This window comes from Mycobacterium sp. (assembly GCF_049683935.1).
Lineage (GTDB): Bacteria > Actinomycetota > Actinomycetes > Mycobacteriales > Mycobacteriaceae > Mycobacterium.
This window is the reverse complement of the sequence record NZ_JBAUJR010000467.1, coordinates 1-25,046: the sequence shown is the minus strand read 5'-3', so window position 1 is coordinate 25,046 and position 25,046 is coordinate 1. Positions and strand designations below refer to the sequence as shown.

At 66.4% G+C, this 25,046-nt stretch carries 17 protein-coding genes and 1 pseudogene; 7 read left to right on the top strand and 11 right to left on the bottom strand.

The features are described 5' to 3' along the window. Positions 1-11: 11 nt before the first annotated feature. Positions 12-1,793 carry an aspartate--tRNA ligase gene (gene aspS / locus WA965_RS26300; protein WP_526294272.1) on the top strand — a complete coding sequence of 594 codons (1,782 nt, stop codon included), beginning with the start codon at positions 12-14 and terminating at the stop codon, positions 1,791-1,793. On the opposite strand, the gene WA965_RS26295 is transcribed toward aspS, so the two are convergent. The 9 genes and pseudogenes from WA965_RS26295 to WA965_RS26255 all read right to left on the bottom strand — a co-directional run bounded on the left by WA965_RS26295 (position 1,790) and on the right by WA965_RS26255 (position 13,429). Further along, positions 1,790-2,053 carry a hypothetical protein gene (locus tag WA965_RS26295; protein ID WP_526448214.1) on the bottom strand — a complete coding sequence of 88 codons (264 nt, stop codon included), beginning with the start codon at positions 2,051-2,053 and terminating at the stop codon, positions 1,790-1,792. The genes aspS and WA965_RS26295 overlap by 4 nt on opposite strands. A 270-nt stretch (positions 2,054-2,323) precedes the next feature. Next, positions 2,324-4,866 (bottom strand): annotated as a pseudogene (locus tag WA965_RS26290) (FAD-dependent oxidoreductase); the annotation flags it as partial. Continuing rightward, complete coding sequence (locus tag WA965_RS26285) at positions 4,863-5,267, bottom strand: SCP-2 sterol transfer family protein (protein ID WP_526294273.1); 405 nt, start codon at positions 5,265-5,267, stop codon at positions 4,863-4,865. The gene WA965_RS26285 and the pseudogene WA965_RS26290, both read right to left, overlap by 4 nt. Next, entirely contained in the window at positions 5,260-6,282 is a 1,023-nt protein-coding gene (locus WA965_RS26280) for a hypothetical protein (protein ID WP_526294274.1), read from the bottom strand. Before WA965_RS26280 ends, WA965_RS26285 begins: the two co-directional genes overlap by 8 nt. Continuing rightward, positions 6,279-6,557, bottom strand: coding sequence for a hypothetical protein (locus tag WA965_RS26275; RefSeq protein ID WP_526294275.1), 279 nt, complete (start codon positions 6,555-6,557; stop codon positions 6,279-6,281). Before WA965_RS26275 ends, WA965_RS26280 begins: the two co-directional genes overlap by 4 nt. Next, on the bottom strand, positions 6,554-7,012 hold the full coding sequence (locus WA965_RS26270; protein WP_526294276.1) for a hypothetical protein: 459 nt from the start codon (positions 7,010-7,012) through the stop codon (positions 6,554-6,556). Before WA965_RS26270 ends, WA965_RS26275 begins: the two co-directional genes overlap by 4 nt. Further along, a complete protein-coding gene (locus WA965_RS26265) occupies positions 7,009-8,190 on the bottom strand; it encodes a polyprenyl synthetase family protein (RefSeq protein WP_526294277.1) in 1,182 nt (393 codons plus the stop codon). The genes WA965_RS26270 and WA965_RS26265 overlap by 4 nt, the downstream gene beginning before the upstream one ends. A gap of 18 nt (positions 8,191-8,208) precedes the next feature. Continuing rightward, the gene (locus WA965_RS26260; protein WP_526294278.1) at positions 8,209-9,060 is read right to left on the bottom strand and encodes a hypothetical protein; all 852 of its coding nucleotides are present in this window, start codon (positions 9,058-9,060) and stop codon (positions 8,209-8,211) included. A 91-nt stretch (positions 9,061-9,151) separates the two neighbouring features. Further along, positions 9,152-13,429 carry an AAA family ATPase gene (locus WA965_RS26255; RefSeq protein ID WP_526294279.1) on the bottom strand — a complete coding sequence of 1,426 codons (4,278 nt, stop codon included), beginning with the start codon at positions 13,427-13,429 and terminating at the stop codon, positions 9,152-9,154. A gap of 191 nt (positions 13,430-13,620) precedes the next feature. On the opposite strand from WA965_RS26255, the gene WA965_RS26250 reads away from it, so the two are divergent. Further along, entirely contained in the window at positions 13,621-14,070 is a 450-nt protein-coding gene (locus WA965_RS26250) for a nitroreductase family deazaflavin-dependent oxidoreductase (RefSeq protein ID WP_526294280.1), read from the top strand. A 75-nt stretch (positions 14,071-14,145) separates the two neighbouring features. Here the strand turns inward: WA965_RS26250 and WA965_RS26245 are convergent, their stop codons facing one another. Beyond that, on the bottom strand, positions 14,146-15,327 hold the full coding sequence (locus tag WA965_RS26245) for a thiolase family protein (RefSeq protein WP_526294281.1): 1,182 nt from the start codon (positions 15,325-15,327) through the stop codon (positions 14,146-14,148). Positions 15,328-15,422: 95 nt separating this feature from the next. On the opposite strand from WA965_RS26245, the gene WA965_RS26240 reads away from it, so the two are divergent. From WA965_RS26240 to WA965_RS26220, 5 genes are all read left to right on the top strand, one after another. Further along, complete coding sequence (locus WA965_RS26240) at positions 15,423-15,896, top strand: winged helix-turn-helix transcriptional regulator (protein WP_526294282.1); 474 nt, start codon at positions 15,423-15,425, stop codon at positions 15,894-15,896. 72 nt (positions 15,897-15,968) lie between these two features. Further along, positions 15,969-19,373 carry a transglutaminase family protein gene (locus WA965_RS26235; protein ID WP_526448212.1) on the top strand — a complete coding sequence of 1,135 codons (3,405 nt, stop codon included), beginning with the start codon at positions 15,969-15,971 and terminating at the stop codon, positions 19,371-19,373. Further along, positions 19,373-22,066, top strand: coding sequence for a circularly permuted type 2 ATP-grasp protein (locus WA965_RS26230; protein WP_526294284.1), 2,694 nt, complete (start codon positions 19,373-19,375; stop codon positions 22,064-22,066). Before WA965_RS26235 ends, WA965_RS26230 begins: the two co-directional genes overlap by 1 nt. Further along, positions 22,063-22,995 (top strand): transglutaminase-like domain-containing protein, encoded by a 933-nt coding sequence (locus WA965_RS26225; RefSeq protein ID WP_526294285.1) that lies wholly within the window; start codon positions 22,063-22,065, stop codon positions 22,993-22,995. Before WA965_RS26230 ends, WA965_RS26225 begins: the two co-directional genes overlap by 4 nt. Then, the gene (locus WA965_RS26220) at positions 22,988-24,064 is read left to right on the top strand and encodes a zinc-binding metallopeptidase family protein (RefSeq protein WP_526294286.1); all 1,077 of its coding nucleotides are present in this window, start codon (positions 22,988-22,990) and stop codon (positions 24,062-24,064) included. The genes WA965_RS26225 and WA965_RS26220 overlap by 8 nt, the downstream gene beginning before the upstream one ends. A 47-nt stretch (positions 24,065-24,111) precedes the next feature. Here the strand turns inward: WA965_RS26220 and purU are convergent, their stop codons facing one another. Beyond that, positions 24,112-24,990 carry a formyltetrahydrofolate deformylase gene (gene purU, locus WA965_RS26215; protein ID WP_526448211.1) on the bottom strand — a complete coding sequence of 293 codons (879 nt, stop codon included), beginning with the start codon at positions 24,988-24,990 and terminating at the stop codon, positions 24,112-24,114. Positions 24,991-25,046: the final 56 nt, after the last annotated feature.

Sequence of the window (25,046 nt, the reverse complement as noted above, 5' to 3'; positions counted from 1 at the left end):
AGGAGTACTTCGTGCTGCGCACCCGCACCGCCGGATCGTTGCGCGCCGCCGACGCCGCCCAGACTGTGACGCTGGCCGGCTGGGTGGCGCGTCGACGCGACCACGGCGGCGTCATCTTCATCGACCTCCGCGACGCCTCCGGGGTGTCCCAAGTGGTGTTCCGCGAGGGTGACGTGCTGGCCCAGGCGCACCGGCTGCGCTCGGAGTTCTGCGTCGCCGTGACCGGTGTCGTGGAGATCCGGCCGGAGGGCAATGCGAACGCGGAGATCACCACCGGCGATGTCGAGGTCAACGCGACGTCGCTGACGGTGCTGGGCGAGAGCGCCCCACTGCCGTTCCAGCTCGACGAGACCGCGGGCGAGGAAGCACGCCTGAAGTACCGCTATCTGGACTTGCGTCGGGAGGGTCCAGGGCAGGCGATTCGGTTGCGCTCCAAGGTCAATGCCGCGGCCCGGGGTGTGCTCGCCTCGCATGATTTCGTCGAGATCGAGACGCCGACCCTGACCCGTTCGACACCGGAGGGCGCGCGCGACTTCCTGGTTCCCGCCCGGCTGCAACCAGGCTCTTTCTACGCGCTGCCGCAGAGTCCGCAGCTGTTCAAGCAGCTGCTGATGGTCGCCGGGATGGAGCGCTACTACCAGATTGCGCGGTGCTACCGCGACGAGGATTTCCGCGCCGACCGCCAACCCGAGTTCACCCAGCTGGATATGGAGATGAGCTTCGTCGACGCCGACGACGTCATCGCGGTGTCCGAGGAAGTGCTCCGGGCCCTGTGGGCGCTGATCGGCTACGACCTGCCTCTTCCGCTGCCGCGGATCAGCTACGCCGACGCGATGCGCAGGTTCGGCTCCGACAAACCCGATCTGCGGTTCGCGCTGGAGTTGGTGGAATGCACCGACTACTTCTCCGAGACCCCGTTCCGGGTGTTCCAGGCGGCCTACGTCGGCGCGGTGGTCATGCCGGGCGGGGCGTCGCAACCGCGCCGCACCCTCGACGGATGGCAGGAGTTCGCGAAGCAGCGTGGTCACAAGGGCTTGGCGTATGTGCTGGTCGGCGACGACGGCGAGCTCAGCGGGCCGGTCGCCAAGAACCTCTCCGACGCTGAACGGGCGGGTCTGGCCGCGCACGTCGGCGCCGGTCCGGGGGATTGTGTCTTCTTCGCCGCCGGCACGCCCAAGGCCGCCCGAGCCCTTCTCGGGGCCACCCGCATCGAGATTGCGAAGCGCCTCGATCTGATCGATCCGGCCGCGTGGGCGTTCACCTGGGTGGTGGACTGGCCGCTGTTCGAAGCCGCCGACGAAGCGACCGCCGCCGGGGACGTGGCGGTGGGGTCGGGGGCCTGGACCGCGGTGCACCACGCGTTCACCGCGCCGAAGCCCGAGTCCGAGCGGACCTTCGACACCGAACCGGGATCCGCGCTGGCCGATGCCTACGACATCGTCTGCAACGGCAACGAGATCGGCGGCGGCTCGATCCGTATCCATCGCCGCGACGTTCAGGAGCGGGTGTTCGCGATGATGGGCATCGATCACGACGAGGCCACCGACAAGTTCGGGTTCCTGTTGGACGCGTTCACCTTCGGCGCACCCCCGCATGGCGGCATCGCGTTCGGCTGGGACCGGATCGTCGCGCTGCTCGCGGGGGTCGACTCCATTCGCGAAGTCATCGCGTTCCCGAAGTCCGGTGGCGGGGTCGACCCACTGACCGACGCGCCCGCGCCCATCACGGCGCAGCAGCGCAAAGAGTCAGGAATAGACGCCAAGCCGGAAAGCCCGTCTCGGCAAAGCGGCTAACTGACGTCTCGTTGGATCCTCGCCGCGGCGCGTTCGGCCAGCCCGGGGAACAGTGATCCCGCCCGCACCTGTGCGCCCGGCACGGCCGGTCGCGCGCCCGCGCCGGCAGGAGAGCTGGCCGGACGCTGTTCCGGCCCCTCGGCCGCGCGGTGGAGTCGGCGCGGATCTCCGATAGGCGACCCGAACTCCACGCCGGGCGGCATACCCATCAACGTGCCACGTGCCCTCGCGGCCGCCTGACCGAAACGATCCGGGTTCACCTGGATGCTCCGGTCCTGCCGATCGGGCTGAATGCGCCGCAGGTCATCTCGTCGGAAACGGTCGTTTCCATACGATTGTGTGCCGCCCTCGTTAGGCCTGTTTAGGACGACCTTCGGGGGCAAGTCAGGGGTGGGTGAGTTACCGGGACTGGTCTCCGTGGCTCTTCCCCCAATCGGGTTGTCTGGCCGCACCGTGACGGTGGGACTGCCCTCCGGCCTTGCGGTTTGGGCGGAACCGCCTGCACCAGGTGTGTCTGATGCCTGCATGTCGGTCGGCTGCGCACCGGCACGCTGAGCCTCGGCGGGCCGTGCGCCCGTCGCCTGCTCGAGATACTGCCGCCACGCCTGTAGATAGCCGAAGAGTTGCTGCGTGTAGTCGGCCGGCATGGGTGGTGGGGGAGCCGTCGGCATTGGCGCGGTAAAAGGCGGCATCGGAGGCATGCCCCATGGCGCGCCGGGAAACGGCATTGCCGCTGTGATGCCCGGCGTCAGCGGTTCGAGAACCTGCCGCCAGGCCTGGAGATAGGCAACGAGCTGAGGGTTGTGCTCAGGTGGGTACGTCATGGTCGGCCTCCGTAGGTCGGTGGGGCAGGGGGTGCGGCGACGGTGTCCACGGGATGGGGCAACGAATGCTGGCAGTACGCCGAGTCGAGGATCCGCAGTGCGCGGGTGTCGGGCGGTTCGCGGTTCTCGATGTCGAAGATGTAGCAGTAGTCGCCCGCCGGCGTCGGCATCCGGATCGGACTCGACAAGCCTTGGTCGAGGAAGCCGTACGGGAACAGCCAGGGGAGAGTCGTTCTCTCCCGGCGATCGGTGCCGCCCGAACCCACCCACACGTAGTGGTCGAGGATGGCGTTGACGGCGTGCCGCGCCGACTCGCACGCCGCCTCCATCGAGGTCATGCGCGTGAACGTCTTGGTCCACGTGCCTGCGAACACCACCGAGTTGTGGTGCACCTGGTAGCCGCCGTGGCGGGCCTGCCAGACCTGTCGCTGCTCGAGGTCCTCGAGCCACGATTCGTCGGTCGGCACGAAGGTCCAGGAGGTGTTGTGCGGATTCCAGGGGTCGCCGCCGGGCCGGTTCTCCCAATCCCCGATGATCGGTACGAGGTACGGCGTTTCGTTCCGCACCACGCGGCCGCTGCCCTGGCCGGGGCCATGTTCCATGACCAGGCCCCGGTCGAGTGCGTACCAGGCCGGCCACGGCAGCAGTTCCTCCGGCGCGTTGTCGACGTTGCTGGTGAGAGAGGCGACGATCTGACGCCAGACCTCCGAGGCGATCTCGTCTGCGGTGCAGTCGCGAGCGGCCTTGCCGCGCCCCAACTCGTCCAGCAGATGACGGGAAGGGGTGTTGAAATCCCCGATGTCCACCGACAGCACGGACACGTGGCCGTCGCGGGCCAGCCTCGGCCGGTTCTCCCACAGGCCGTGCTGGTTGATCGACGACAGCGCCCACTCCGTCTTCGAGTAGTACATGTGGCCGCGAAGCAACTGGAATTCGGTGTCGAAGTAGTACTGGATACCGCTCAACGTCTGGAAGCGGTCCCAGGGCACCCGGCCCATCTCGGCCATGGCGTAGGGGTCGCGACGGGGTCGGGGACGGGTGGTCTCCGGTTGCAGGGGTCCGTCGGGTGGCGGCGCGAGCGTGGTGAACCCGTCCAGTCCCGCGACGGTGCCACCGGTGCCGGCGCCCCGTAGATCTGCCGTAATCCTCTCGGCTGCAGGCGCATCGACGGCTACCACGGTGTAGTCCGGGTTCAGCTGGGTACCGTCGGTCAGCGTGATCTGCACCCGCGGCCTGAGGTGGGCCTGCTGTGACAGGTCGACGGTGGGGGGCAGGAGGCGATCCGCTCCACCGCGGACGAAGCGGACCCCGAGTGTGAGCAGGTGTCGATGCCAATGGTCGAACCATGCCTCGGTGGTGGGACCGTTGAGCACGCCGTCGGCCTTGTTGTCGCGACGGTCCATCTGCAGCTGCAGCTGGAGATAGGTGGTGAGGTTCGTGCGAGCGTCCCCCCAGCGGGCGTCGAAGGCCGCCAGCACTTTCGGCATTTCGAGCAGCAGCTCGTGGAATTTCGGCGTGTAGGAGTAGCGCGGGGGCCCGGTCGCACTGTCGCGACCGACGAAGAAGTCGTAGGCGGAGATGTTCTCGAGTTCTTTCGAGCGCCGCAGCGGGCTGGTGACGAGGTATCGCAGCAGCCGGCTGACGAAAGTCTGGACATCGCCCACGGTGAAATCCAATTCCGCAAGCTGACCGACGATGCTGAGGAACTCCGCCGGGCTGCGTGGCGCTTCGCGGGGGAAAACGAGCGACGGCTTGCCGTCCACCGTGGTGCCCTGGGTGATGACCCGCCTGACGTTGTCCAGCACGGTGCGTGCGGTCGGTTGCCAACTTGCCTCGCCGCCGGCCGCTTTCACGCATTGATAGACGGGGATGCGCTGGAATAGATCCCAGGTGTGCAGGTAGTAGGCGGGGAAGAAGCGGAAGCCGTGTTCGCCCGCGACGGCCTGGCACGGGACCCGTGGCCGACCTCGCTGTCCCGGGAAGGCGCGGAGCTCGGCTCGACTGCCGCCGTGGCTGCCCACGGTCGAGTACTGGGAAGCGGCGAGGCCTCCGAGCTTGACCGGCGGGTAGTGGCCGGCCGGCTCGGGCCCGAGCCCGTTGCGTTCGTCTTCGCGGAATTCGTAGACGGTGACGTCGAATCCGCGCTCTGCCAGCTCGTGCGCGGCGGTCAGGCCCGCGATGCCGGCACCGAGCACCGCAACGGTGGGGCGCCGCTCGCACGAGGCCGGTGTCATGATGTACCCGCTCACGGCGCCCCCTCACGGAGCGCACCCAGAAGTCCGGGCTGTGACGGCGCCCGGACGGCGGCGTGGACATATGCCACCAGTGTGTCGTGCGCACGCTGGACGTCGTCGAGCGGACCCCGCACGCTCACTGTGCCCTCCTCCACCGCCTCGGCAAGTCCCACCTTCGCGTCCAGCACCTCGAGGATGGTTGCGCGGGAGGTGTTGATCCGCACGCTTGCGGCAAGCGCGCAGCCGTCGGCAACCTCGAGTTCGGACCCACCTGACAACGAGAAGAGCTCGCGGTCGACGTCGAGCGCGACGACCAGTGGCCCTAGCCGGTAGAGCAGAAGCCGGTAGCTGTCGGGCACCTCGTCTGCGAGGTGTCTGATCGAGCGTCGCAACAGCGACGAGACCTGTTCAGCCATAGAGGAACTCGAATATTCCGGCACCGTCGAAGTCCAGAGCTTCCCCTCCCACTGTCCCTGCCACCCGGGCGGTTCCGCTCGTCTCGCAGAGCACCGTCGACCGGTCGAGGCTGACTTCGCTGGGCTGCGCCAGCCGAGCGTAGGACCTGGCGCGGAACTCGGCATGCACAGTGTCACCGGCCCGCTCGGCCGAGATCTCCACGCATTCGGGCACCCCGGGGGCCTGGCCGTCGAGAATCAGCCGCATCTGCGGCGGCAGTGTGCAGTCTGGGCCGTTGGGGAGAGCGCCGTGGCTCCGCGTTCTCACAGCGGCATGCCGGAATATCGCGGCTGGTTCGTCGTGGTGCCAGACATAAAGTGCCTGAGACAGATAGTTCAGGCGTGCCCGGTCGGTCATCTGCAGGAACACCATCGACCACGGGTCGTCCGGCGACTGGGGCAGGACGGTGCCCCAAGTCCAGCCGAAGTCGTCGCCCCACCGGAAGCGGCCCCAATTGTGGTCGTGATAGGCGAGTTCATGCTCGATGCGGTGCTCCTGCCCGCCGATCCGCAGCCACCCGTCTGCGCGCAGCCGGGGCACGAACAGCCAGCTCATCCTGCCTTCCCCGATCGGCTGGTTGTTGACCACGAAAGGCCGGCTGACCGATACGAAGTCCAACTCGCCCCGAATGTGGTGATTGGGCATATCGACGACCACCCGGTAGCCGTCGGGCAGCACGTGCATTCGATTGCTGCCGACTCTCAGCTCACCGAGGTCCGCGGACACGTCGAGCGCGGCTTCGTCGAACCGTTCGATGGCGCCGCACCACCGGTCGTGGTGCGCTATCACGATCACCCGGGGAGCGAGACGAAGCTGTCCGGCGCCGGATGGTCCACTGTTGAGGCTGAAATTGATGAGGATGTGGCGACCTCGGCCGTGGATCACGAAGTGGTGCCACTCCTTGAAACCTTCCGGACGGGCGGTGGCCAACAACGGTGCACGGAGGAAATCGCTACCGGCGAGCACGGCGCTCATCGCAGCCACCTCGTCGTCGCGTCGGGCGTCGGCGTTGCCGCTGAACCAGGTTGCGCCGGAGCATTTTCGGCGAGACGCTCAATCGCTTCGCCCAGGCTGGCGAGCCCGAGTAGCAGGTGAACCATATCGTCGGCCTCGCCCGACAACACCGTTCTCCCGGTGTCGGCATTGCCGGCGAGCGTCCGCACCGAGCGTGCAACGCCGACCAGGCCGAGCAGGTAGCCGACGAAGCTGCTGTGTTCGGCCAGTGCCGCATGCGGATCGGTAAGGCTCATGCGAACCCCTCGGGGCGAAGCCGCGCGAGGATCGCGTCATCGAGTCCGCGCCCGACTACGGCGTCCGCGAGCAGTTCCGCCCAGGCCTCGGGAGCCGCGCCGGGTCCTGCGGGGCCGTCGAGTACATTGAGGCTCAACGTCTCCCAGACGCGTCGCAGATTCTCCACTGCTTCGGATGCGATCAGCGCGTCGCGCAGTTGCGCCCCGTCAGGCGTCCCGGCGTAGCGGCGGCCTTCGGCGATGAGCAGGTCGTGCAGAACTCGCGCCGCGGCGGGGTTGCCGAGCACGCCACGGCGGGCTCCGATGAGCAGGTCGTACACCGTGCGCTCGGTGCCGGTGGCCTGCACCGGCGGAGTGGGCAGCAGCTGCGGAGCCTGCTGTTCGATGAGGTCGATGGTGAGTTCCCGGATCCGCTCGAGTTCGGCCAGCATGCCGATCAGGGCTTCGGGACTCATCTCGTCCGCCCGTGCACGTAGTCGACGAGCCCGGCGATCGCGGTCCGGTGCTGGCTGGCCGGTAGCCAGTCGAGGTCTGCCAGCACCGCGGCGGCGTCGCGGGCGTGACGGGCTGCGATGTCCCTCGCGTGCGTGAGGGACCCGGTACGCCGGATCAGGTCATAGAGCCAACAGATGTCGTCGAGGCTCTTCGGTTCCGAGATGTGTTGCCCATCCAGGAACTCTCTGATCGTTGCCAGTCCGGCCAAGGACAGTTCGCCGCGACCGGCGAGCCGATCCAGCACGTCGGTGAGTCCCAGTTCACCGGCAGTGGCCGGCCGCCGCTTGGCCAGGATGTGCACGGCCCGGTCTCGTTCGGCGGGTTCCGCGCGACGCAGGGCATGCAGCAGCATCAGGGTGCGCTTGCCCTCCCACAGGTCGCCGCCGATCTCTTTTCCGTACTCCTGCGGTTCTGCGCGCAGGTTCAGCAGGTCGTCGGTGATCTGAAACGCTGCGCCGAGGTGGCGGCCGAAGGTCTCCAGGAGCGTCAACTGTTCGGGCCGTGCGCCCGCGGCAACCGCCCCGGCCTGCAGAGGGGTGATGAACGAATACCAGCTGGTCTTGAGCTCCACCATGAGTAGGTAGTCGGCGTCGTCGAGACGCCAGGTGTTGGACCGCACCCACTCGAGCTCGAGAGCCTGGCCCTCGACGGTTTGCCGGGTCATGTGCGAGACGGCGCGCAGGATCCGCAGGGCGGGGCCGAGGCCGACGCGCTCGACGTTGTCGAGCAGCGGCTGCAACGACAACGACAACATGGCGTCGCCTACGTTCACGGCGACCGGAACGCCGTGGTCGATGTGCATTGTGGGTTTGCCGCGCCGCCACCAGGATTCGTCCTCGATGTCGTCGTGGATGAGGAAGGCGTTGTGGTAGAGCTCGAGCGTCGCCGCCGTCGGCAGTATCGCGTCGAGGTGGCCGCCGAGCCCGAGGCACATGGCGATGCTCAGTGCGGGACGCAAAGCCTTTCCACCCCGGCGCGGGTAGTCGAGGATCAGCTCCCGTAGTGGGCTCGATGTGTCGCCAGTGCCATAGATCCGGGTGATCTCACCGTCGCACGCTTCTTTGCACAGGGCGAGGTATGCGTCGATCGAGTTGGGCGCGTTGGGGACCGCGGCTGCGTCAGGCAGAGTCGAGGTCATGTCGGATCACGGCTGGCGTCACGGCACCACTGTTGCTACGCGGCGTTCGACGAGAGCGTCCATGGCTTTGACCCGAGTGGCGAAGCGGACGCGCACGGACAGTGCCAGCTCAGAATTCGGAGCTTCGCCGACCACCTCGAGGCTGGGTGGCACGCTGACGGCGATGTCGACCGGCTCTTCTCCGGGTGATGCGTCCGGTGCTGCTCCGTGCGCGATGCGTTGGCGCCGGCCGATCATCAGCAAGACGGCTCCCGGTTCCATGATCGCCTTTCCGCCTCCATCAACTTTGAGAGCTCCGGCTGCGTCTACCGCCTGCACGGCTTCGTCAAGTATCGAGGTCCGGTGCAACGAGTTGACGTTTGCAGCGCCGAGCAGCGCCTCGGTGATGGGATAGCCGGAGCTAAGCTCACTGAGATACTTGAGCCCCAGGGTGTTCGTGATCAGGCACGACGGTGCACGATAGCCCGCATCCTCGACCGTTGCGCGTGCCTCGATCAGGTTGTCAAGCAGTCCTTGGGCATTGCCCGCAGAGAAGTCCTTCGTTGCTGGCACTTTGGCTCGAAGCTCAGCAAGCACCTTGTCGTCGAACTGCTTGGCCAGTGTGGTTGTCGCCATGATGATCTCGGTGGTCAGCGATTCGGGTGTCGGAGCGCTCGTCTGGAAGAGCGTCACCTCGAAAGAAACCTGCTCGAGTTCGATGTTCAAGAAGCCGGGATTCGGCGGAGTGGTGATGATGTCGTCGCGGACCCTGGTCTGCCCTGGATCTCCGGTGTCCCAGTGCGGTATGGCTTGCCAGGCGATGCTGGTGTTCTCGAAAGTCTCCATGATTGCTTGGTTGGCGATCGCCAACCGCTCGGCAGTCAGGTACATCGGCAAACCCCCTTGATGATCTTGAAATCATGACAGAGCACGTCATCTGTGGGTAGAGCTGTGGCCACCTGTTTTTCGCAGCAACTCTGAACTATTTCTGAAGTAAAACAATCTCCTGGCCGGGCGTCATCTCTCCACGCGCCACCGCGTCACAGTGTGCGAGATGCATTGGCGCGACCGGATCATCGGGCAGCAACAGCCGGCACCGCTCGAATGCGGCACGTGCCTGGTCGATGTCTCCGGCGTCGAACAGCGCAAAGGCCTCGTCGAACGCGTACTGTGCCGACCTCTTGGAGGCGCGTAGGTCATCTGAATCATCGTTGTAGACTTCGTGGATCGTCACCGGCCGGCGTCGGTTGACCACCATGACACGCTCCATCCGGCGGACATCGAACTCGTCCGATTCCGTGAGCCGCAGCCGGGTTGCATCGGAGATCAGCAAAGCGGAACCGTAGCGCTTGTTGGTACTTTCGATCCGGGCCGCAAGATTCACCGCATCGCCGATGATCGTCAGCACCATGCGGTTCACCCCGCCGACGAGGCCGACTCCCACCGTGCCGGTGTTGATCCCGATGCCCGCGCGTAGTTGCTCGGAGCCTGCGGCAGAGCGCTCACGGTTGTGTTCGCGCAACGATCGCAGCATGGCCAGTCCCGCCCGGACAGCGTCGGCTTCCGAGTCGAACACGGCGACGATCTCGTCGCCGCGGACGTCCTGGACGAATCCGTTGCAGCTGATGACCGGAAGTTCGACCGCCCGCAGGAAGCCCATGGCGAGATTGCCGGCCTCCGATACATTCATGTCCTCGAGCATGGTTGTGTAGCCGCGGATGTCACTGATGAGAACCGTCATCTCGCGCTCCACACGGTGGCCGGCACGAACGCGGTGAAGGTCGTCGAGGTCGAGGATGCGTAGTAGTTCGTTCGGGACGAACCTCGACTGCGCATCGATCAGGGCGTGCCGATACTCGTCGGCGGCCTGAAGGCGGGCTTCGAGTTGGAAGTTTCCCAGTGGCGCGGCAGCCTGCGAGCACAAGAAGGTGACCGCTTCCTCGTGACCGGATGTGAAAGGCTGATCTGACCCGATGCGCTCTGCATAGATGACCCCGATGGTGTTTTCTTGCAGTCGTATTGGCGCAACGAGGATGGACATCGCCGCCCACGGGGTGCCGCTGTCCATGACGCGCCGGACGATGTCTCGGTCGTAGGGGGTTTCGGACCACGGCCCATCAGCAATCGAAACTTCGCCGTGTAGGTAACGGGCTTGGAGCCAGAGTTGCTCAGCTGTACTGAGCAGCAGGATGCGGTCCGCGCCGGTGGTGTTTGCGACAGAACGCAGGATGATGTTCGCCAGGCTTTCCTGGGTGCGTGCTCCCGACAGTGCCCGTGAGAGCTGATGCGCACCGACGGGGTCGATACCTGTCGTTCCCTGCTGAACCAGATCTCGGCTCAGTAGCCAGGGATGTTCTCGGGCAAGGCGATCCGTGCGCAATACCACCCCGACGCTCGACCAGCGTTGATATGCCTGCCGCAGCATGTGATCGCGCATGCTGGTCCGCCCGGACGCGGCGTAGAGAGTGGCGGCCTCTTCGTGGGCGAGGGCTGCGATGAGCGGGAGCCGGTGTTCCTCGGCGAGCTCGATCGCGTGGTCGAGGTGCAGCTCGGCCTTCCGATGGTGCCCCCGCGCCCTTGCCCACGCCCCTTCGATAAGCGCGCACGGTGCGGCGTAGTTCGCCGGCGCATCCGCGGCCCACGCGCGGTGCTTGGCCAAGGCATGGCGTACGGACCGGGCGGTCGACCGGTCGTTCGGTGCCGCGTTGATTCTGCTCAGGGCGTCGGTCAGATATATGACTTGCAGGATCGCGGTGCCCGCCATACCGCCGGCATGCTCGATGGCCTCATCCGCCACTTTGACGGCACCGGTGTAGTCCCCCGACCAGAAGTGCAGGCCGAGCTTCATGGTGGCGGCCGAGCTGAGAGCCACCTCGTCGCCTTCGCGACGGGCCGCCGGCAGCGCGTCACGCTCGTCGTAGCCGCTTTCTCCGGCGAGTAGAAAAGGGTCCTCGCTGCGGCCCATCAGATTGAGGCAGAGCTGTTGGACCGCTTCGCAGAGTGCGCGGGGGACAGGTTGAGAGCGGATCTCGGGGACCAGGGATCGAGCGAGGGAGTCGATTTCCTCGAGTGGGCGGCCGAGCCAGAATGACTGGGCCAGCAAAACTGCTGCGAGGAATCCCGCGTACTCCTGATCTCCCCGGTCGAGTGCGTCGGTGACGGCGCCGCGGAGCTGGTCCAGGCCTTCGCGGAGCGGCTGACGCCAGTGACGGATGAAGTTCAGGTACATGAACAGCGTCTGCGGCCGTGCTTCGAGATACTCCTTGCGTTCGGTCAGGAGCAGACCGACCTCGCCGAATCGCTGACTGCCGGCCCGGTCACCGGTCATCACCAGCAGCAGCCCGTAGCTGGCAAGGACCAGCGGAGAGCTGGGGGTGTGGCCATTGGCCAGTGTCAGGTCGAGTTGTTTGCGGACGATCAGGGGGAAGAGGTTCGGCCGGACGAGATAAGACAAGCTGCGCAGCTCGGCGAGGATGCCCTGAAGCTCGATGACCAGCAGGTCGTCACACTGAGGGAGGCGCAGCAGTTGCTGGGCGCTCCAACGGCGCGTGGAGATCTTCATCCTGACCAGCGCATTCGCCATGCGCGGCTTGCCGGCTTCAGGCGGTAGCGGCTCGCCCAGGTCGTCGAGCGCCTGCAGCCCCGTTTCGAGCGCCTCTCGGAGACGGTTCTCTGCCACCCGACCTTTGATGCGCAGGTACGCGAGACGGGCGCGATCGGTCGGCTGCTGCAGCACTGCTTCGGCCTCGTCGAGGAGCGCATGCAGGGTGGTCACGTCACCGACCAGCAGGGCGGCGTCGGCGGCGTCGAGTTGAAGGCTCCGGGCGAGCAGAAAGCGATCGGCCCAGCGCTGCTCACCGAGGAGCGCCAGTGCGCTCAGGCTGAAGTCCAGTGCCAGTGGAAACGACGCCTGCGCGCGGGCCTTCGCTGCCGCGCGCCGAAGTACTTCCACGAACCGGACTCGTTCGTTGTCGTCGGTAGCGACCCGGCCTCCGATGCCCACATGCCGAGCCGCCTCGAACAGTCGGTCCTCTCCCAACTCGACCAGCCGTCGTCCGATGCGCAGGTGGACCTGCCGCTGCGAATCGTCGGGGAGACCCGACCGCGCCGCTTCAGCGACCCGGTCGTGGCTGAAGCGGTACCGGACGTCACGGCTGATCGCGTTGGCGATTCGTCGACCCCCGTTGTCGACGGCATCGAGCAGTCGCAGTTCCAGGCAGGCCCAAAGTGTCTGCGCCACAATATCGGCCGGCTCTGCAGCCGCCGCTGCGGCGTCGGCAAGATCGAACTCGCCGACGATGCAGGACAACGAACCGAGAACCGCCCGGTCGGCTGGGCGTAGTTGCCCGAGATAGCGATGGAGGAATTCGGCCTCCGTGGCCGAGACCTCGATCGAGGAGAGGATGCGAAGATCCCATCCCGGGCGTCCGTCGTCGCCCGTGGCGATGAGAGCGCCTTCGCGCTGGGCGCGGTAGAGCAGCTGTTGGATCTGTAGGGGATTTCCACCCGTCCGGTGCTGGAATTCGTTGGCTACCTCGTGCAGTTCGCTGGCGCTGCCCACTACGTCGGCGAGCATGGACTCCACGTCGCCGCGGGTCAACGGGTTGAGCGTCATGCTGGTGGCGGCGATACCGTTCGCAGTCGAGTCGAATTCACCCGCCCGATGGGCCCCGAGGACCAGGACATTTCGGGGCGCCACCGTCAAGAGTTCGGTCAGCAGCGAGATCGAGTCCCGATCGGCCCATTGGAGGTCGTCGATCGCCAACACCACCGTCCGGTACGACGCTGTGATGGCTAGAAATCGGATGACAGCGCGGTGCAGTCTGCGCCGAGTCTCGGCGGCATCGAGGTCTGCCACAGGTAATGCCTCGCCTAGGGTCTCCCGAAGCTCCGGTACGAGCTCGCCGAGGACGCCGGCGAGTGTCGAGGTTTCGCCGGAGAGGTCCGCTCGCCAGCGTTCCCGCTCAGCGGGGGCAGTGACCTTCATCGCGCGGAGTGTCGAGGCCAGCGCATCTGCGACGGCCGAGTAAGGAGCGGGCGCGCCGTCGCGGCATCGGCCATACGCGAATATGCAGTTGCGCTTCGAGAGCTCGCCGCCCAAGGCTTGGATGAGCGCTGACTTCCCGACTCCAGGAGCCCCACTCAGCAAAACGCATGCGCCACCGTCCCGTTCGGCTGTCGAAACGGCTGCGCGGAGTTCGGCGAACTCGGGTTGTCGTCCGACCACGTGTTCACCGATGTCCAGCAACGGCGATGTCATTGTGCGCGATTCATGTCTGTGCGAATCGTCGAACTGGCGGCGCGATGATGGGAAAGGCGTCACGCATGCGACGGCCCCCCTCCGAAATGGACCAGGTCGCCTATCATATTGACTGAATCGTCAGATCGCAGCTCGGTTTTGGATTCAGTGATGGGTAGAACAGACGTCGATCACAAATAGTTGGAGAAGGCATGACCGAACTCGACAAAGACAAGCTGGTAGCCGACACGGCGGCGCTCGACGATTTCAACCGCGGCGTCGTGGAGGAGTTCCGTGCCAACGGCGGCAAGGTCGGCGGGCCGTTCGAAGGCGGCACCCTACTGCTACTGCACACCACCGGCGCCAAGTCCGGCAAGCCCCGGCTCTCGCCGCTGGCCTACCTCACCATCGACGACAAGATGCTCATCATCGGGAGCTACGCGGGCGCGCCGAAAGACCCGGCATGGGTGCACAACCTCCGGGCCGATCCGCGGGCGCACATCGAGATCGGCACCGAGGCCTATGACGTCGACGTGCGCGAGCTGCCCGACGACGAGCGCGACGCCACCTACCCCAAGCTGATCGAGGTGGCGCCGGTGTTCGCCGACTACCAGGCGAAGACCGACCGGGCCATCCCGTTGTTCGAGCTGACCCGCGCCTGAGGACTTTCGCCGAAACTGTATTCCGAGTGCGCTTTTGGCGGTCTTGGCCGCGTGGAATACAGTCTCGGCGGTCGTTTAGAGCCGTTCGATGATGGTGGCGTTAGCCATTCCGCCGCCCTCACACATCGTCTGCAGGCCGTAGCGGCCACCGCGCTGCTTGAGCGCGTTGACCAACGTGGTCATGATGCGGGCACCACTGGCTCCGAGGGGGTGACCGATGGCGATGGCACCGCCGTTGACATTCGTCTTCGCCAGGTCCGCGCCGGTGTCGCGTGCCCACGACAGCACCACCGGGGCGAACGCCTCGTTGACCTCGAACAGGTCGATGTCCGAGAGGGTCAGACCCGCCTTGGCGAGTACCTTCTCGGTCGCCGGGATCACGCCGGTCAGCATGTACAGCGGATCGGACCCGACCACGGTGGTGGTGTGGATGCGGGCCAGTGGCCGCAGGCCCAGGCGCTGTGCGACCTCGCTGGTGGTGATCATCACCGCCGCGCTGCCGTCGGACAGCGGCGAGCTGTTACCCGGGGTGATCTCCCAATTGATCTGGGGGAAGCGTGACTCGTAGGCCGGGTTGTAGAACGCAGGCCGGAGCCCCGCGAGCGTATCGACTGTGGTCCCGGGGCGGATGATCTCGTCGGTGCTCAGGCCGGCGATCGGCGCCAGCTCGTTGTCGAAACGGCCCTCCTTGGTGGCGGCCGCGGCCTTCTCGTGGCTACGCGCGGAGAACTCGTCGAGTTCGGTTCGCGACAGACCCCATCTGGCGGCGATCAGCTCAGCGCTGATGCCCTGTGGCACAAGGCCTTCCGGATATCGCTGCGCCATCGCACCGAACGGGTCGCTTCCCGGGAGCACGCTCGATCCCATCGGAACCCGCGACATCGACTCGACGCCGGCGGCGATGACCACGTCGTAGGCGCCGGCGACGACGCCCTGCGCGGCGAAGTGGATCGCCTGCTGGCTGCTGCCGCACTGACGGTCGACGGTCGTGCCGGGAACAGTCTCGGGGAACCCCGCGCCGAGCAGGGCGTTGCGGGCGATGTTGACCGACTGATCGCCGACCTGGGTGACAGCGCCCGCGATCACGTCGTCGATCAGAACGGGATCGATGCCGGTGCGGTTCACCACCTCGCGAAGGCTGTGGGCGAGCAGGTCTACGGGCAGCACGTCGTGCAGTGCTCCGTTCGCTTTGCCCTTGCCGATGGGTGTCCGTACCGCCGCGACGATCACCGCGTCGCGACCTGTGGATCCGATCATCACTGCCTCCTGAATCTCACCGCTGAGTATTGCCTTGCATACTCAGCTATAGCATCTAGGTATAGTGACAACAACTCAGCGGGAGGGTGAATTCCATGACAATGCTGCAGGGCGTACTGACCGATCGGGACTCGTGGTCGGCCGTGGGGCAGTGCCCGATCGAGAAGACGATGGGTGTGCTGGGTGCCAAATCGGCGATGTTGATCCTGCGCGAGGCGTACTACGGCACCACCCGCTTCGACGATTTCTGGCGCCGAGTCGGCATCACCAAGGCCGCGGCAGCCGCCCGCCTGGCCGACCTCGTCGAGGCCGGCCTGCTGCAGCGTCGGCCCTACCAGGAGCCCGGGCAGCGCAGCCGCGACGAGTACGTCCTCACACAGGCGGGCACCGACTTCATGCCGGTGGTGTGGGCGATGTTCGAATGGGGTCAGCGACACCTGCCCGCCCCGGCGCCGCTGCGGCTGACTCATGAGGGCTGCGGAGCGGAGGCGGCGGTCGTCATGCGCTGCGCCGACGGGCACGATGTGCCGCCGGAAGAACTCGGAATGAGGGTGACGCGCTCCCGATAGGGTCCACCTGGCGGGCCGGCTACGGCGAGTGCGATCTGCATCGCCGTCGCCGGTGTGATGGGATTTGACGTTATGGGTATCAAAGTGGCGCTGGAGCACCGCACCAGCTACACATTCGACCGTCTCGTCGAGGTCTTTCCGCACGTCGTCCGGTTGCGGCCGGCGCCACACTCGCGTACCCCGATCGAGGCGTACTCGCTGAAGGTCGAGCCCGCCGATCACTTCGTCAACTGGCAGCAGGACGCCTTCGGCAACTTCATGGCCCGTCTCGTCTTCCCGACGCGCACCCGAAGCCTGACGATCACCGTCGGACTGATCGCCGATCTGAAGGTGATCAATCCTTTCGACTTCTTCATCGAGGACTACGCCGAACGTGTCGGGTTCGAATACCCACGGGCGCTGGCCGAGGATCTCAAGCCCTACCTGAGACCGGTCGACGAGAGCGGAGGCGGCTCGGGTCCGGGTGACCTCGCCGAAGCGTGGGTGCAGAACTTCTCGGTCCCTCCGGGCACCCGCACCATCGACTTCCTCGTCGCGCTCAACCATGCGGTCAACGCCGACGTCGGCTACAGCGTCCGCATGGAACCCGGCGTGCAGACACCGGATTTCACGTTGCGCACCGGAATCGGATCCTGTCGGGACTCGGCGTGGCTGCTGGTGTCGATCCTGCGGCAGCTTGGCCTGGCGGCGCGCTTCGTCTCCGGATATCTGGTTCAGCTGACCTCAGACGTCGAGGCCCTCGACGGCCCGTCGGGTCCGGTCGCCGACTTCACCGATCTGCACGCCTGGACCGAGGTGTACATCCCGGGCGCCGGGTGGATCGGGATGGACCCCACCTCAGGGCTGTTCGCCGGCGAGGGACACATCCCGTTGTCGGCGACCCCGCATCCGGAATCCGCGGCGCCGATCACCGGCGCGACCGAGCCGTGTGAGACGACGCTGGAATTCACCAATGTCGTCACCCGGATCCACGAGGACCCGCGGGTCACGCTGCCCTACACCGAGGAATCATGGGCCCAGATCAACGAGCTCGGCGCCGTCGTCGACCAGCGATTGGCCGACGGTGACGTGCGGCTGACGGTCGGGGGTGAACCCACCTTCGTCTCGATCGACAACCAGGTCGACCCGGAGTGGACCACCGACGCCGATGGCGAGCACAAGCGGGTTCGTGCCTCTGCCCTGGCGGCGCGGCTGAAGAAGATCTGGGCGCCGCAGGGGTTGGTACAGCGCAACCAGGGCAAGTGGTATCCCGGAGAGCCATTGCCGCGCTGGCAGATCGGGCTGCACTGGCGCACGGACGGCGAACCCCTGTGGACCGACGAAGCGCTCCTGGCTGATCCGTGGCCCGAGAAGCCCGATCCGATCGCGCTTCCCCCCGACGCCGGCCGCCAACTCCTCGATGCCATCGCCGACGGGCTGGGGCTCCCTGCCAGCCAGGTCCGCGCCGCGTACGAAGACCCGCTGAGCAGGTTGGCCGCCGCGGTGCGTCAGCCGGAGGGTGATCCGGTCGCCGAGGAGGACGACCTCGAATCGGACAGCCCGAGCGGCCGCGCTGCGCTGCTGGCCAGTCTGGAGGCGCCGGTCGCCGAGCCTGCCGCCTACGTGCTGCCGCTGCATCGCCGTGACGACGGGTCGGGCTGGGCCAGTGCGGACTGGCGATTGCGCCGCGGCCGCATCGTGCTGTTGGACGGTGACTCCCCGGCCGGGCTGCGACTGCCCCTGAAATCGATCAGCTGGGAACCGCCGCCGGTGACGTTCGACGCCGATCCGCTCCAGAGTCGGCCGCCGCTGTCGACCGGCACCGCCGACGACGCAGAGGTGGAGGATGACGACCCGATGCCCACCACCGCGCTGGTGGGCGAGATCCGCGACGGCCTGCTCTACGTCTTCCTGCCGCCGACCGAGGAACTGGACGACTTCGTCGACCTGATCTCGCGAATCGAGAGCGCCGCAGCCAAGGTCGGCTGCCCCCTGGTGATCGAGGGTTACGGGCCCCCGGCGGACGCTCGGCTGCAATCGATGTCCGTCACCCCGGATCCCGGTGTGATCGAGGTGAACGTCGCACCGACCGCCAGCTTCGCCGAACAGCGTGAGCAGTTGGAGACGCTCTACGAACAAGCCCGTCAGGCACGCTTGTCCACCGAGTCGTTCGAGGTGGACGGCACCCACAGCGGGACCGGCGGTGGCAACCACATCACCCTCGGCGGTATCACCCCCGCCGATTCCCCGCTGCTGCGCCGTCCGGATCTGCTCGTCTCATTGCTGACCTACTGGCAGCGACATCCGTCGCTGTCCTACCTGTTCGCCGGCCGGTTCATCGGCACCACCTCCCAGGCGCCCCGCGTCGACGAGGGGCGCCCGGACTCGGTCTACGAAATCGAGATCGCCTTCGCCGAGATCGCACGCCTCTCCGAGGTCGAGGAGACGCCCGCTCCGGAACATGATCGCTCCGCAAGCTCCGCTCCGGATCATGATCGCTCCGCAAGCTCCGCTCCGGATCATGGTCGCTCCGCAAGCTCCGCTCCGTGGATCGTCGACAGGGCGCTGCGGCACCTTCTCACCGACATCACCGGCAACACCCATCGCGCCGAGTTCTGCATCGACAAGCTCTACAGCCCCGACAGTGCCCGCGGCCGGCTCGGACTGCTCGAGTTGCGCGGATTCGAGATGCCGCCCCACTACCAGATGGCGATGGTGCAATCGCTGCTGGTGCGCGCGCTGGTGGCGTGGTTCTGGGACGAACCACTTCGGGCCCCGCTGATCCGCCACGGCGCGAACCTCCACGGTCGATATCTGTTGCCGCACTTCATTATCAGCGATATCGCCGATGTCGCCGCCGACCTACGGGCGCACGGGATCGACTTCGACACCAGCTGGCTGGACCCCTTCACCGAATTCCGTTTCCCCCGGATCGGGACCGCGGTCTTCAGCGGGGTCGAGATCGAGCTTCGCGGCGCGATCGAGCCGTGGAACGTGCTGGGTGAGGAATCCACCGCGGGGGGCACCGCCAGGTACGTCGACTCGTCGGTGGAGCGGATCCAGGTGCGGCTCATCGGTGCCGATCGGCAGCGCTACATCGTCACCGTGAATGGGCATCCGATTCCGATGCTGGCCACCGACAATCCCGACGTGCAGGTCGGTGGCGTGCGGTACCGCGCCTGGCAACCGCCCAGCGCGCTGCACCCGACGATCACCGTCGACGGGCCGCTGCACTTCGAACTCATCGACTCCGCCTCGGGGGTGTCCCGGGGAGGCTGCACGTACCACGTGTCGCATCCGGGGGGACGGTCCTACGACGCGCCACCAGTCAACGCCGTCGAGGCCGAATCGCGCCGTGGTCGCCGGTTCGAGGCCAGCGGTTTCACGCCCGGAAAGGTGGACCTGGCAGGCCTGCGGGAGAAGCAGGCACGCCAGTCGACCGATGTGGGCGCGCCGGGGATCCTGGATCTGCGGCGAGTGCGTACCGTGCTGCAGTAATGGCATTTCCCGCAACAGGTCCGGGAGTCGGGGCGATCGACTTCGACAACCCGCTGGCGCCGTATCGCACCATGCGAGCCCAGCAGGCGCTCTTCGATGTGCAGCCCACCGGACACGGATCAGCACCCGGCTACGACGAATTCGTCGATGCGGCAGGAGAAGTCCGGCCGGCCTGGCAGGAGTTGGCCGACTGCGCACGCGAGCGTGGCCGCGGGGGCCTGGACCGCCTGCGTGCCCTGGTGCGCAGCCTCGTCGACAACGACGGGATCACCTACATCCAGGTCGATCACAACGGTGATGCGATCACCAACGGCGATGGCGCGGCCATGCCGGGGCCCTGGCAGCTCGATGCGCTGCCGTTGGTGATCTCGGCGACGGACTGGGACACCCTGGAAGCCGGTCTGGTGCAACGCTCCAGGGTGTTGGACGCGGTGCTGACCGACCTCTACGGCGAACGCCGTTCGATCACCAGCGGAGTGCTCCCGCCGCAGCTGCTGTTCGCCCATCCCGGCTACGTGCGTGCCGCGCGAGGCATCGAGGTGCCGGGCCGCCACCAGCTGTTCCTGCACGGGTGCGACGTCAGTCGAGAGGCGTCGGGGGAGTTCCTCGTCAACGCCGACTGGACGCAGGCACCCTCGGGCGCCGGCTATGCGCTGGCCGACCGGCGCGTGGTCGCCCATGCCATTCCCGACCTCTTCGAGCAGATCGGACCCCGTCCCGCCTCTCCTTGGGCGCAGGCGCTGCGACTGGCGCTGATCGACGCCGCTCCGGAATCGGCCGAGGAGCCGGTGGTCGTCGTACTCAGCCCCGGCATCCACTCGGAGACGGCGTTCGACCAGGCCTACCTGGCCGGCGTGCTGGGTCTGCCGCTGGTCGAGAGTGCTGACCTGGTGGTGCGCGACGGGAAACTGTGGATGCGCTCGATGGGCACCCTCAGGCGGGTGGACGTCGTGCTGCGCCGAGTCGACGCCGAATTCGCCGACCCGCTCGACCTGCGTGCCGACTCCCGACTGGGAGTGGTGGGCCTGGTCGAGGTGCTGCGCCGGGGCGCGGTGACGGTGGTCAACACTCTGGGCAGTGGAGTGCTGGAAAGCCCTGGGCTGCTTCGGTTTTTACCGAAACTGGCCGAACTGCTGCTCGACGAGACACCGTTACTGGCGACCGCGCCGCTGTATTGGGGCGGTGTCGACGTGGAGCGCTCACATCTGTTGGCGAACCTGGCGTCGCTATTGATCAAACCGGTCGGCGGCAGCGAACCCATCGTCGGCCCGGAACTGTCAGCCGCGCAGCGTGATCTGCTCGCGGCGCGTATCGAGTCCGATCCGTGGCAGTGGGTGGGGCAGGAATTGCCCCAGTTCTCCTCGGCACCTTCGGATTACCGGCCGGGAGGGTTGTCGTCATCGAGCGTCGGGATGCGGCTCTTCACCGTGGCCCAGCACAGCGGTTACGCACCGATGATCGGTGGTCTGGGCTATCTGCTGGCCCCGGGAACCGCGGCGTACCGCCTCAATACCCTTGCTGCCAAGGATATCTGGGTGCGTACGCCGACACGCGTGACGGCGGAGAAGATTCTGACCGCCACGTCGGTGGAGCCGCCCGAGGTCGACGTCAGCGCTGAGCTGCCCGCGTTGGTCACCTCCAGCCCCACCCACGAGATCAGTTCACCGCGCGTGCTGTCCGATCTGTTCTGGATCGGTCGGTACGCCGAGCGTGCCGAGAACATGGCGCGGCTCCTGACGGTCACCCGCGAGCGCTATCACGAGTATCGCTACCGACGTGCGATGGCCGGCAGCGAATGCGTCCCGGTACTGCTGACCGCGCTGGGAAGGATCACCGGAACCGACACCGGCGCCGGCAGTGACTACGTCGAGATGGTGGCCACCGCCCCGACCACGCTGTGGTCGTTGACGGCCGATCGCAACCGTTCCGGCTCGCTGGCGCAGTCCGTGGAACGCCTCAGCCTGGCCGCACGATCGGTTCGTGACCAAATGTCCAACGACACCTGGATGGTGTTGTCCGCCTTGGAGCGCGCCCTGCTGCACGGTCCCGACACACCGCCGGATTCGCAGGCCGAGGGCGACGCGTTCCTGTCGTCGACGAACACCCTCACCCTCGCCGGGATGCTCGCGCTCTCCGGGGTGGTCGCCGAATCGATGGTCCACGACGTGGGCTGGACGATGATGGACATCGGCAAGCGGATCGAGCGCGGCCAGGCGGTGACGGCGCTGCTGCGGGCCACCCTGACGAAGGCGCGGCTGCCCGACGCCGAGCAGACCATCACCGAGTCCACTCTGGTGGCGTGCGAATCGTTGGTCATCTACCGCAGGCGCAATCCGGGCATGGTTAGTGTTGCGGGCGTGGCGGAGCTGGTGCTGTTCGACGCGGAGAATCCGCGGTCACTGGTCTACCAGCTGGAACGACTACGGACGAACCTCAAGTCGCTGCCCGGAGCGACGGGTTCGTCGCGCACCGAGCGGATGGTCGACGAGATCGCCATGAGGCTGCGTCGCATCGAACCGGCGGAACTCGAAGAGGTCACCTCCGACGGCGGGCGCGCAGAACTGGACGGCCTCCTCGCCGGCATCCACCGGGATCTGCGCGAGCTTTCCGGCGTCATCACCGCGACCCATCTGTCGCTTCCGGGCGGCATGCAGCCGCTGTGGGGACCCGACGAACGCCGCCTGGTTCCGTGACCGCGTTTCCGGATGGACCCACCGCCTCCGGCACGAGCCGGTGCTACGAGGTAACCCATCGAACCGTCTACCGGTACTCCGATGTGGTCACCAGCTCGTATGGCCGCGGCTTCCTGACCCCGCGGGACTCGGCACGCCAGCGGTGCCTGTTCCACGAGTTGGTGATCGAGCCGGAGGCCGCCGACAGTTCCACCAGTCGCGACGCCTACGGCAACCTCAGCTCGTACTTCCACGTCACCGAGCGACACCGGAAGCTCAGCATCACCAGCAGGTCGGTGGTCGAGGTGGATTCACCCCCGCCGGACCTCTATCAGGGTCCGTCGGCGCGGGCGCCCTGGGAGATCGCGCGTCCGGTGGGCACCGATGGCGCTCTGGCCACTGAGTTCACCCTCGATCTGCAGCCCCCCGAGATCACCGACGAACTGCGCGCGTACGCGGCCCCGAGCTTCATCCCCGGCCGGGCGCTGATCGAGGTGCTGCGTGACCTGACATCGCGGATCTACACCGACTTCACCTATCGGTCGGGTTCGACGACGGTGTCCACTCAGGTCAGCGAGGTTTTGGCGGCGCGTGAAGGGGTATGTCAGGACTTCGCGCGGCTGGCGATCGCCTGTCTGCGCGCAAACGGTCTGGCCGCCAGCTATGTCTCCGGTTACCTGGCGACCGACCCCCCACCGGGGAAGGAACGCATGGTCGGCATCGACGCGACACACGCCTGGGCGGCAGTGTGGACGCCACAGAATCTGTGGCTGGGGCTGGATCCGACCAACGACCAGATGGTCGACGAGCGGTACGTGACGGTCGGTTTCGGGCGAGACTACGCGGACGTCCCACCGCTTCGTGGCATCATCTACACCGACTCGGAGAGCAGCGTCATCAACGTCGCCGTCGATGTCGCGCCCTACGAAGGGGGAGTGCTCAATGCGTGACTTCAATTGTCCGAACTGTGGTCAGCGGTTGTCGTTCGAGAATTCGGTCTGTCTCAACTGCGGTAGCTCTCTTGGTTTTTCGCTCGACGACATGGCGCTCCTGGTCATCGCGCCCCCAGCGGAGAGTGAACATGCGGGGGCCGTCGACGCAAGCCAGTACCGGCTGTGCGCGAATCTGCACCTCGCCAAATGCAATTGGATCGTGGAGCGGAGTCCGGTCGCGCAACTCTGTGTCTCGTGCGCACTCACCCGCACCCGGCCCAACGACGCGGACACTGTCGCGCTGGCATCGTTCGCCGCCGCGGAGAAGGCCAAGCGCAGGCTGATCGCCGAGCTGCAGGAGTTGAAGCTGCCGATCGTCGGCCGTGACGAGGACCCGCAGTACGGACTGGCGTTCGACCTGCTGTCGAGCCAGTTCGAGAAGGTGTTCACCGGCCACGAGGACGGTTTGATCACACTGGACCTCGCCGAGGGCGACGACGTCCACCGCGAGCAGTTGCGTATCTCCATGGACGAGCCGTACCGGACGCTGCTGGGCCACTTTCGGCACGAGATCGGGCATTATTACCAGTACCGGTTGATCGGTACCTCAGACGACTACCTGCAGCGTTACCACGAATTGTTCGGTGACCCCGAGGCTGACTACCAGGCCGCGCTCGATCGGCACTACAGCGAGGGTGCGCCTGCGGGCTGGGTGAACAACTACGTCTCGTCCTACGCGACGATGCACCCCGCCGAGGATTGGGCCGAGACGTTCGCCCACTACCTGCACATCCGCGACACCCTCGACACCGCAGCTGCCTTCGGAATGGCTCCGGCAGGGGCGACCTTCGACCGTAGAACGCTGGGTCCCAGTGGATTCGACATGATCATCGAGATGTGGCTGCCGCTGGCGTGGGCGCTGAACATGGTGAATCGATCGATGGGCAGAGGGGACCTCTATCCGTTCGTCCTGCCGCCCGCGGTCCTCGAGAAGATGCGGTTCATCCACACCGTCATCGACGAAGTGACCTCCGATCCCACCAAACTCGCGGTGGCCTCCGGTGGCCAGCAGCAAACGCAGGGCTAGCGTCGCGGCCGAGGGGTCACCTGCCCGCGATGAGCGCCACGTTCAGCTCAGAAGACGATGGTCTGGTTGCCGTGCCTGATGATGCGGTCCTCGCAGTGCCACTGGACCGCCCGTGACAGAACGGCCCGCTCGACGTCGGCGCCCAGGCGTTTGAGATCGCCGACATCGTGGCGGTGATTCACCCGCACCACGTCCTGCTCGATGATGGGTCCTTCGTCGAGGGTTTCGGTGACATAGTGAGCGGTCGCGCCGACCAGTTTGACCCCCCGCTCCCTGGCCCGCCGATAGGGCGCTGCACCGATGAACGCCGGCAGGAAGGAGTGGTGGATGTTGATCAACGGGCATCCGACTGCCTCGAGGAACTGGGGAGTGAGGATCTGCATGTAGCGGGCCAGCACGACCAGGTCGACGTTGTCCCGCATCAGGTCGAGTTGACGCTGTTCGGCTTCTGCGCGTCCACCTTCGGTCGCGGGGACATGGATGAACGGCACCCCGAAAGAGCGTGTCTGTTCGGCCAGGTCGGGATGGTTGGAGATGACCATCACAACCGACATGTCCAGTTCACCACGACGTTTGCGCCACAGCAGGTCGAGAAGGCAGTGGTCCTCCTTGGACACCATGATGGCCACCCGCTTCGGGTTCGACGCCTCGGTGAATGCGAAGTCCATGTCGAACCGGACGGCCACCCGCGCAGCGAACTCACGTGTCAGCTCGTCGTAGGCGGTTGCCAACCCGGGGAGGTGAAAAATCGTGCGCTGCACGAAGGTTCCACCGGACTGCTCGGTGGAATGCTGGTCCAGGGACACGATGTTCGCACCTGCACGGGCCAGGAAATCACTGACCGCCGCCACCAATCCGGGTCGATCGGCGCAGCGCAGAAGTAACCGGCCGACATCGGTGACCGTCTCGCCGCCGTCGTCATCCACCACGTCGCCTCGCTTGAGTTGAACCAGTTCACTCTAGATTCGGTCACGGGCATGGC

Bases quoted from the DNA above. Each gene is read 5' to 3' on its own strand.
- WA965_RS26285 (WP_526294273.1), bottom strand. From the start codon at position 5,267: ATGGCTGAACAGGTCTCGTCGCTGTTGCGACGCTCGATCAGACACCTC.
- WA965_RS26280 (WP_526294274.1), bottom strand. From the start codon at position 6,282: ATGAGCGCCGTGCTCGCCGGTAGCGATTTCCTCCGTGCACCGTTGTTG.
- WA965_RS26275 (WP_526294275.1), bottom strand. From the start codon at position 6,557: ATGAGCCTTACCGATCCGCATGCGGCACTGGCCGAACACAGCAGCTTC.
- WA965_RS26270 (WP_526294276.1), bottom strand. From the start codon at position 7,012: ATGAGTCCCGAAGCCCTGATCGGCATGCTGGCCGAACTCGAGCGGATC.
- WA965_RS26265 (WP_526294277.1), bottom strand. From the start codon at position 8,190: ATGACCTCGACTCTGCCTGACGCAGCCGCGGTCCCCAACGCGCCCAAC.
- WA965_RS26260 (WP_526294278.1), bottom strand. From the start codon at position 9,060: ATGTACCTGACTGCCGAGCGGTTGGCGATCGCCAACCAAGCAATCATG.
- WA965_RS26255 (WP_526294279.1), bottom strand. From the start codon at position 13,429: ATGACATCGCCGTTGCTGGACATCGGTGAACACGTGGTCGGACGACAA.
- WA965_RS26250 (WP_526294280.1), top strand. From the start codon at position 13,621: ATGACCGAACTCGACAAAGACAAGCTGGTAGCCGACACGGCGGCGCTC.
- WA965_RS26245 (WP_526294281.1), bottom strand. From the start codon at position 15,327: ATGATCGGATCCACAGGTCGCGACGCGGTGATCGTCGCGGCGGTACGG.
- WA965_RS26240 (WP_526294282.1), top strand. From the start codon at position 15,423: ATGACAATGCTGCAGGGCGTACTGACCGATCGGGACTCGTGGTCGGCC.
- WA965_RS26235 (WP_526448212.1), top strand. From the start codon at position 15,969: ATGGGTATCAAAGTGGCGCTGGAGCACCGCACCAGCTACACATTCGAC.
- WA965_RS26230 (WP_526294284.1), top strand. From the start codon at position 19,373: ATGGCATTTCCCGCAACAGGTCCGGGAGTCGGGGCGATCGACTTCGAC.
- WA965_RS26220 (WP_526294286.1), top strand. From the start codon at position 22,988: ATGCGTGACTTCAATTGTCCGAACTGTGGTCAGCGGTTGTCGTTCGAG.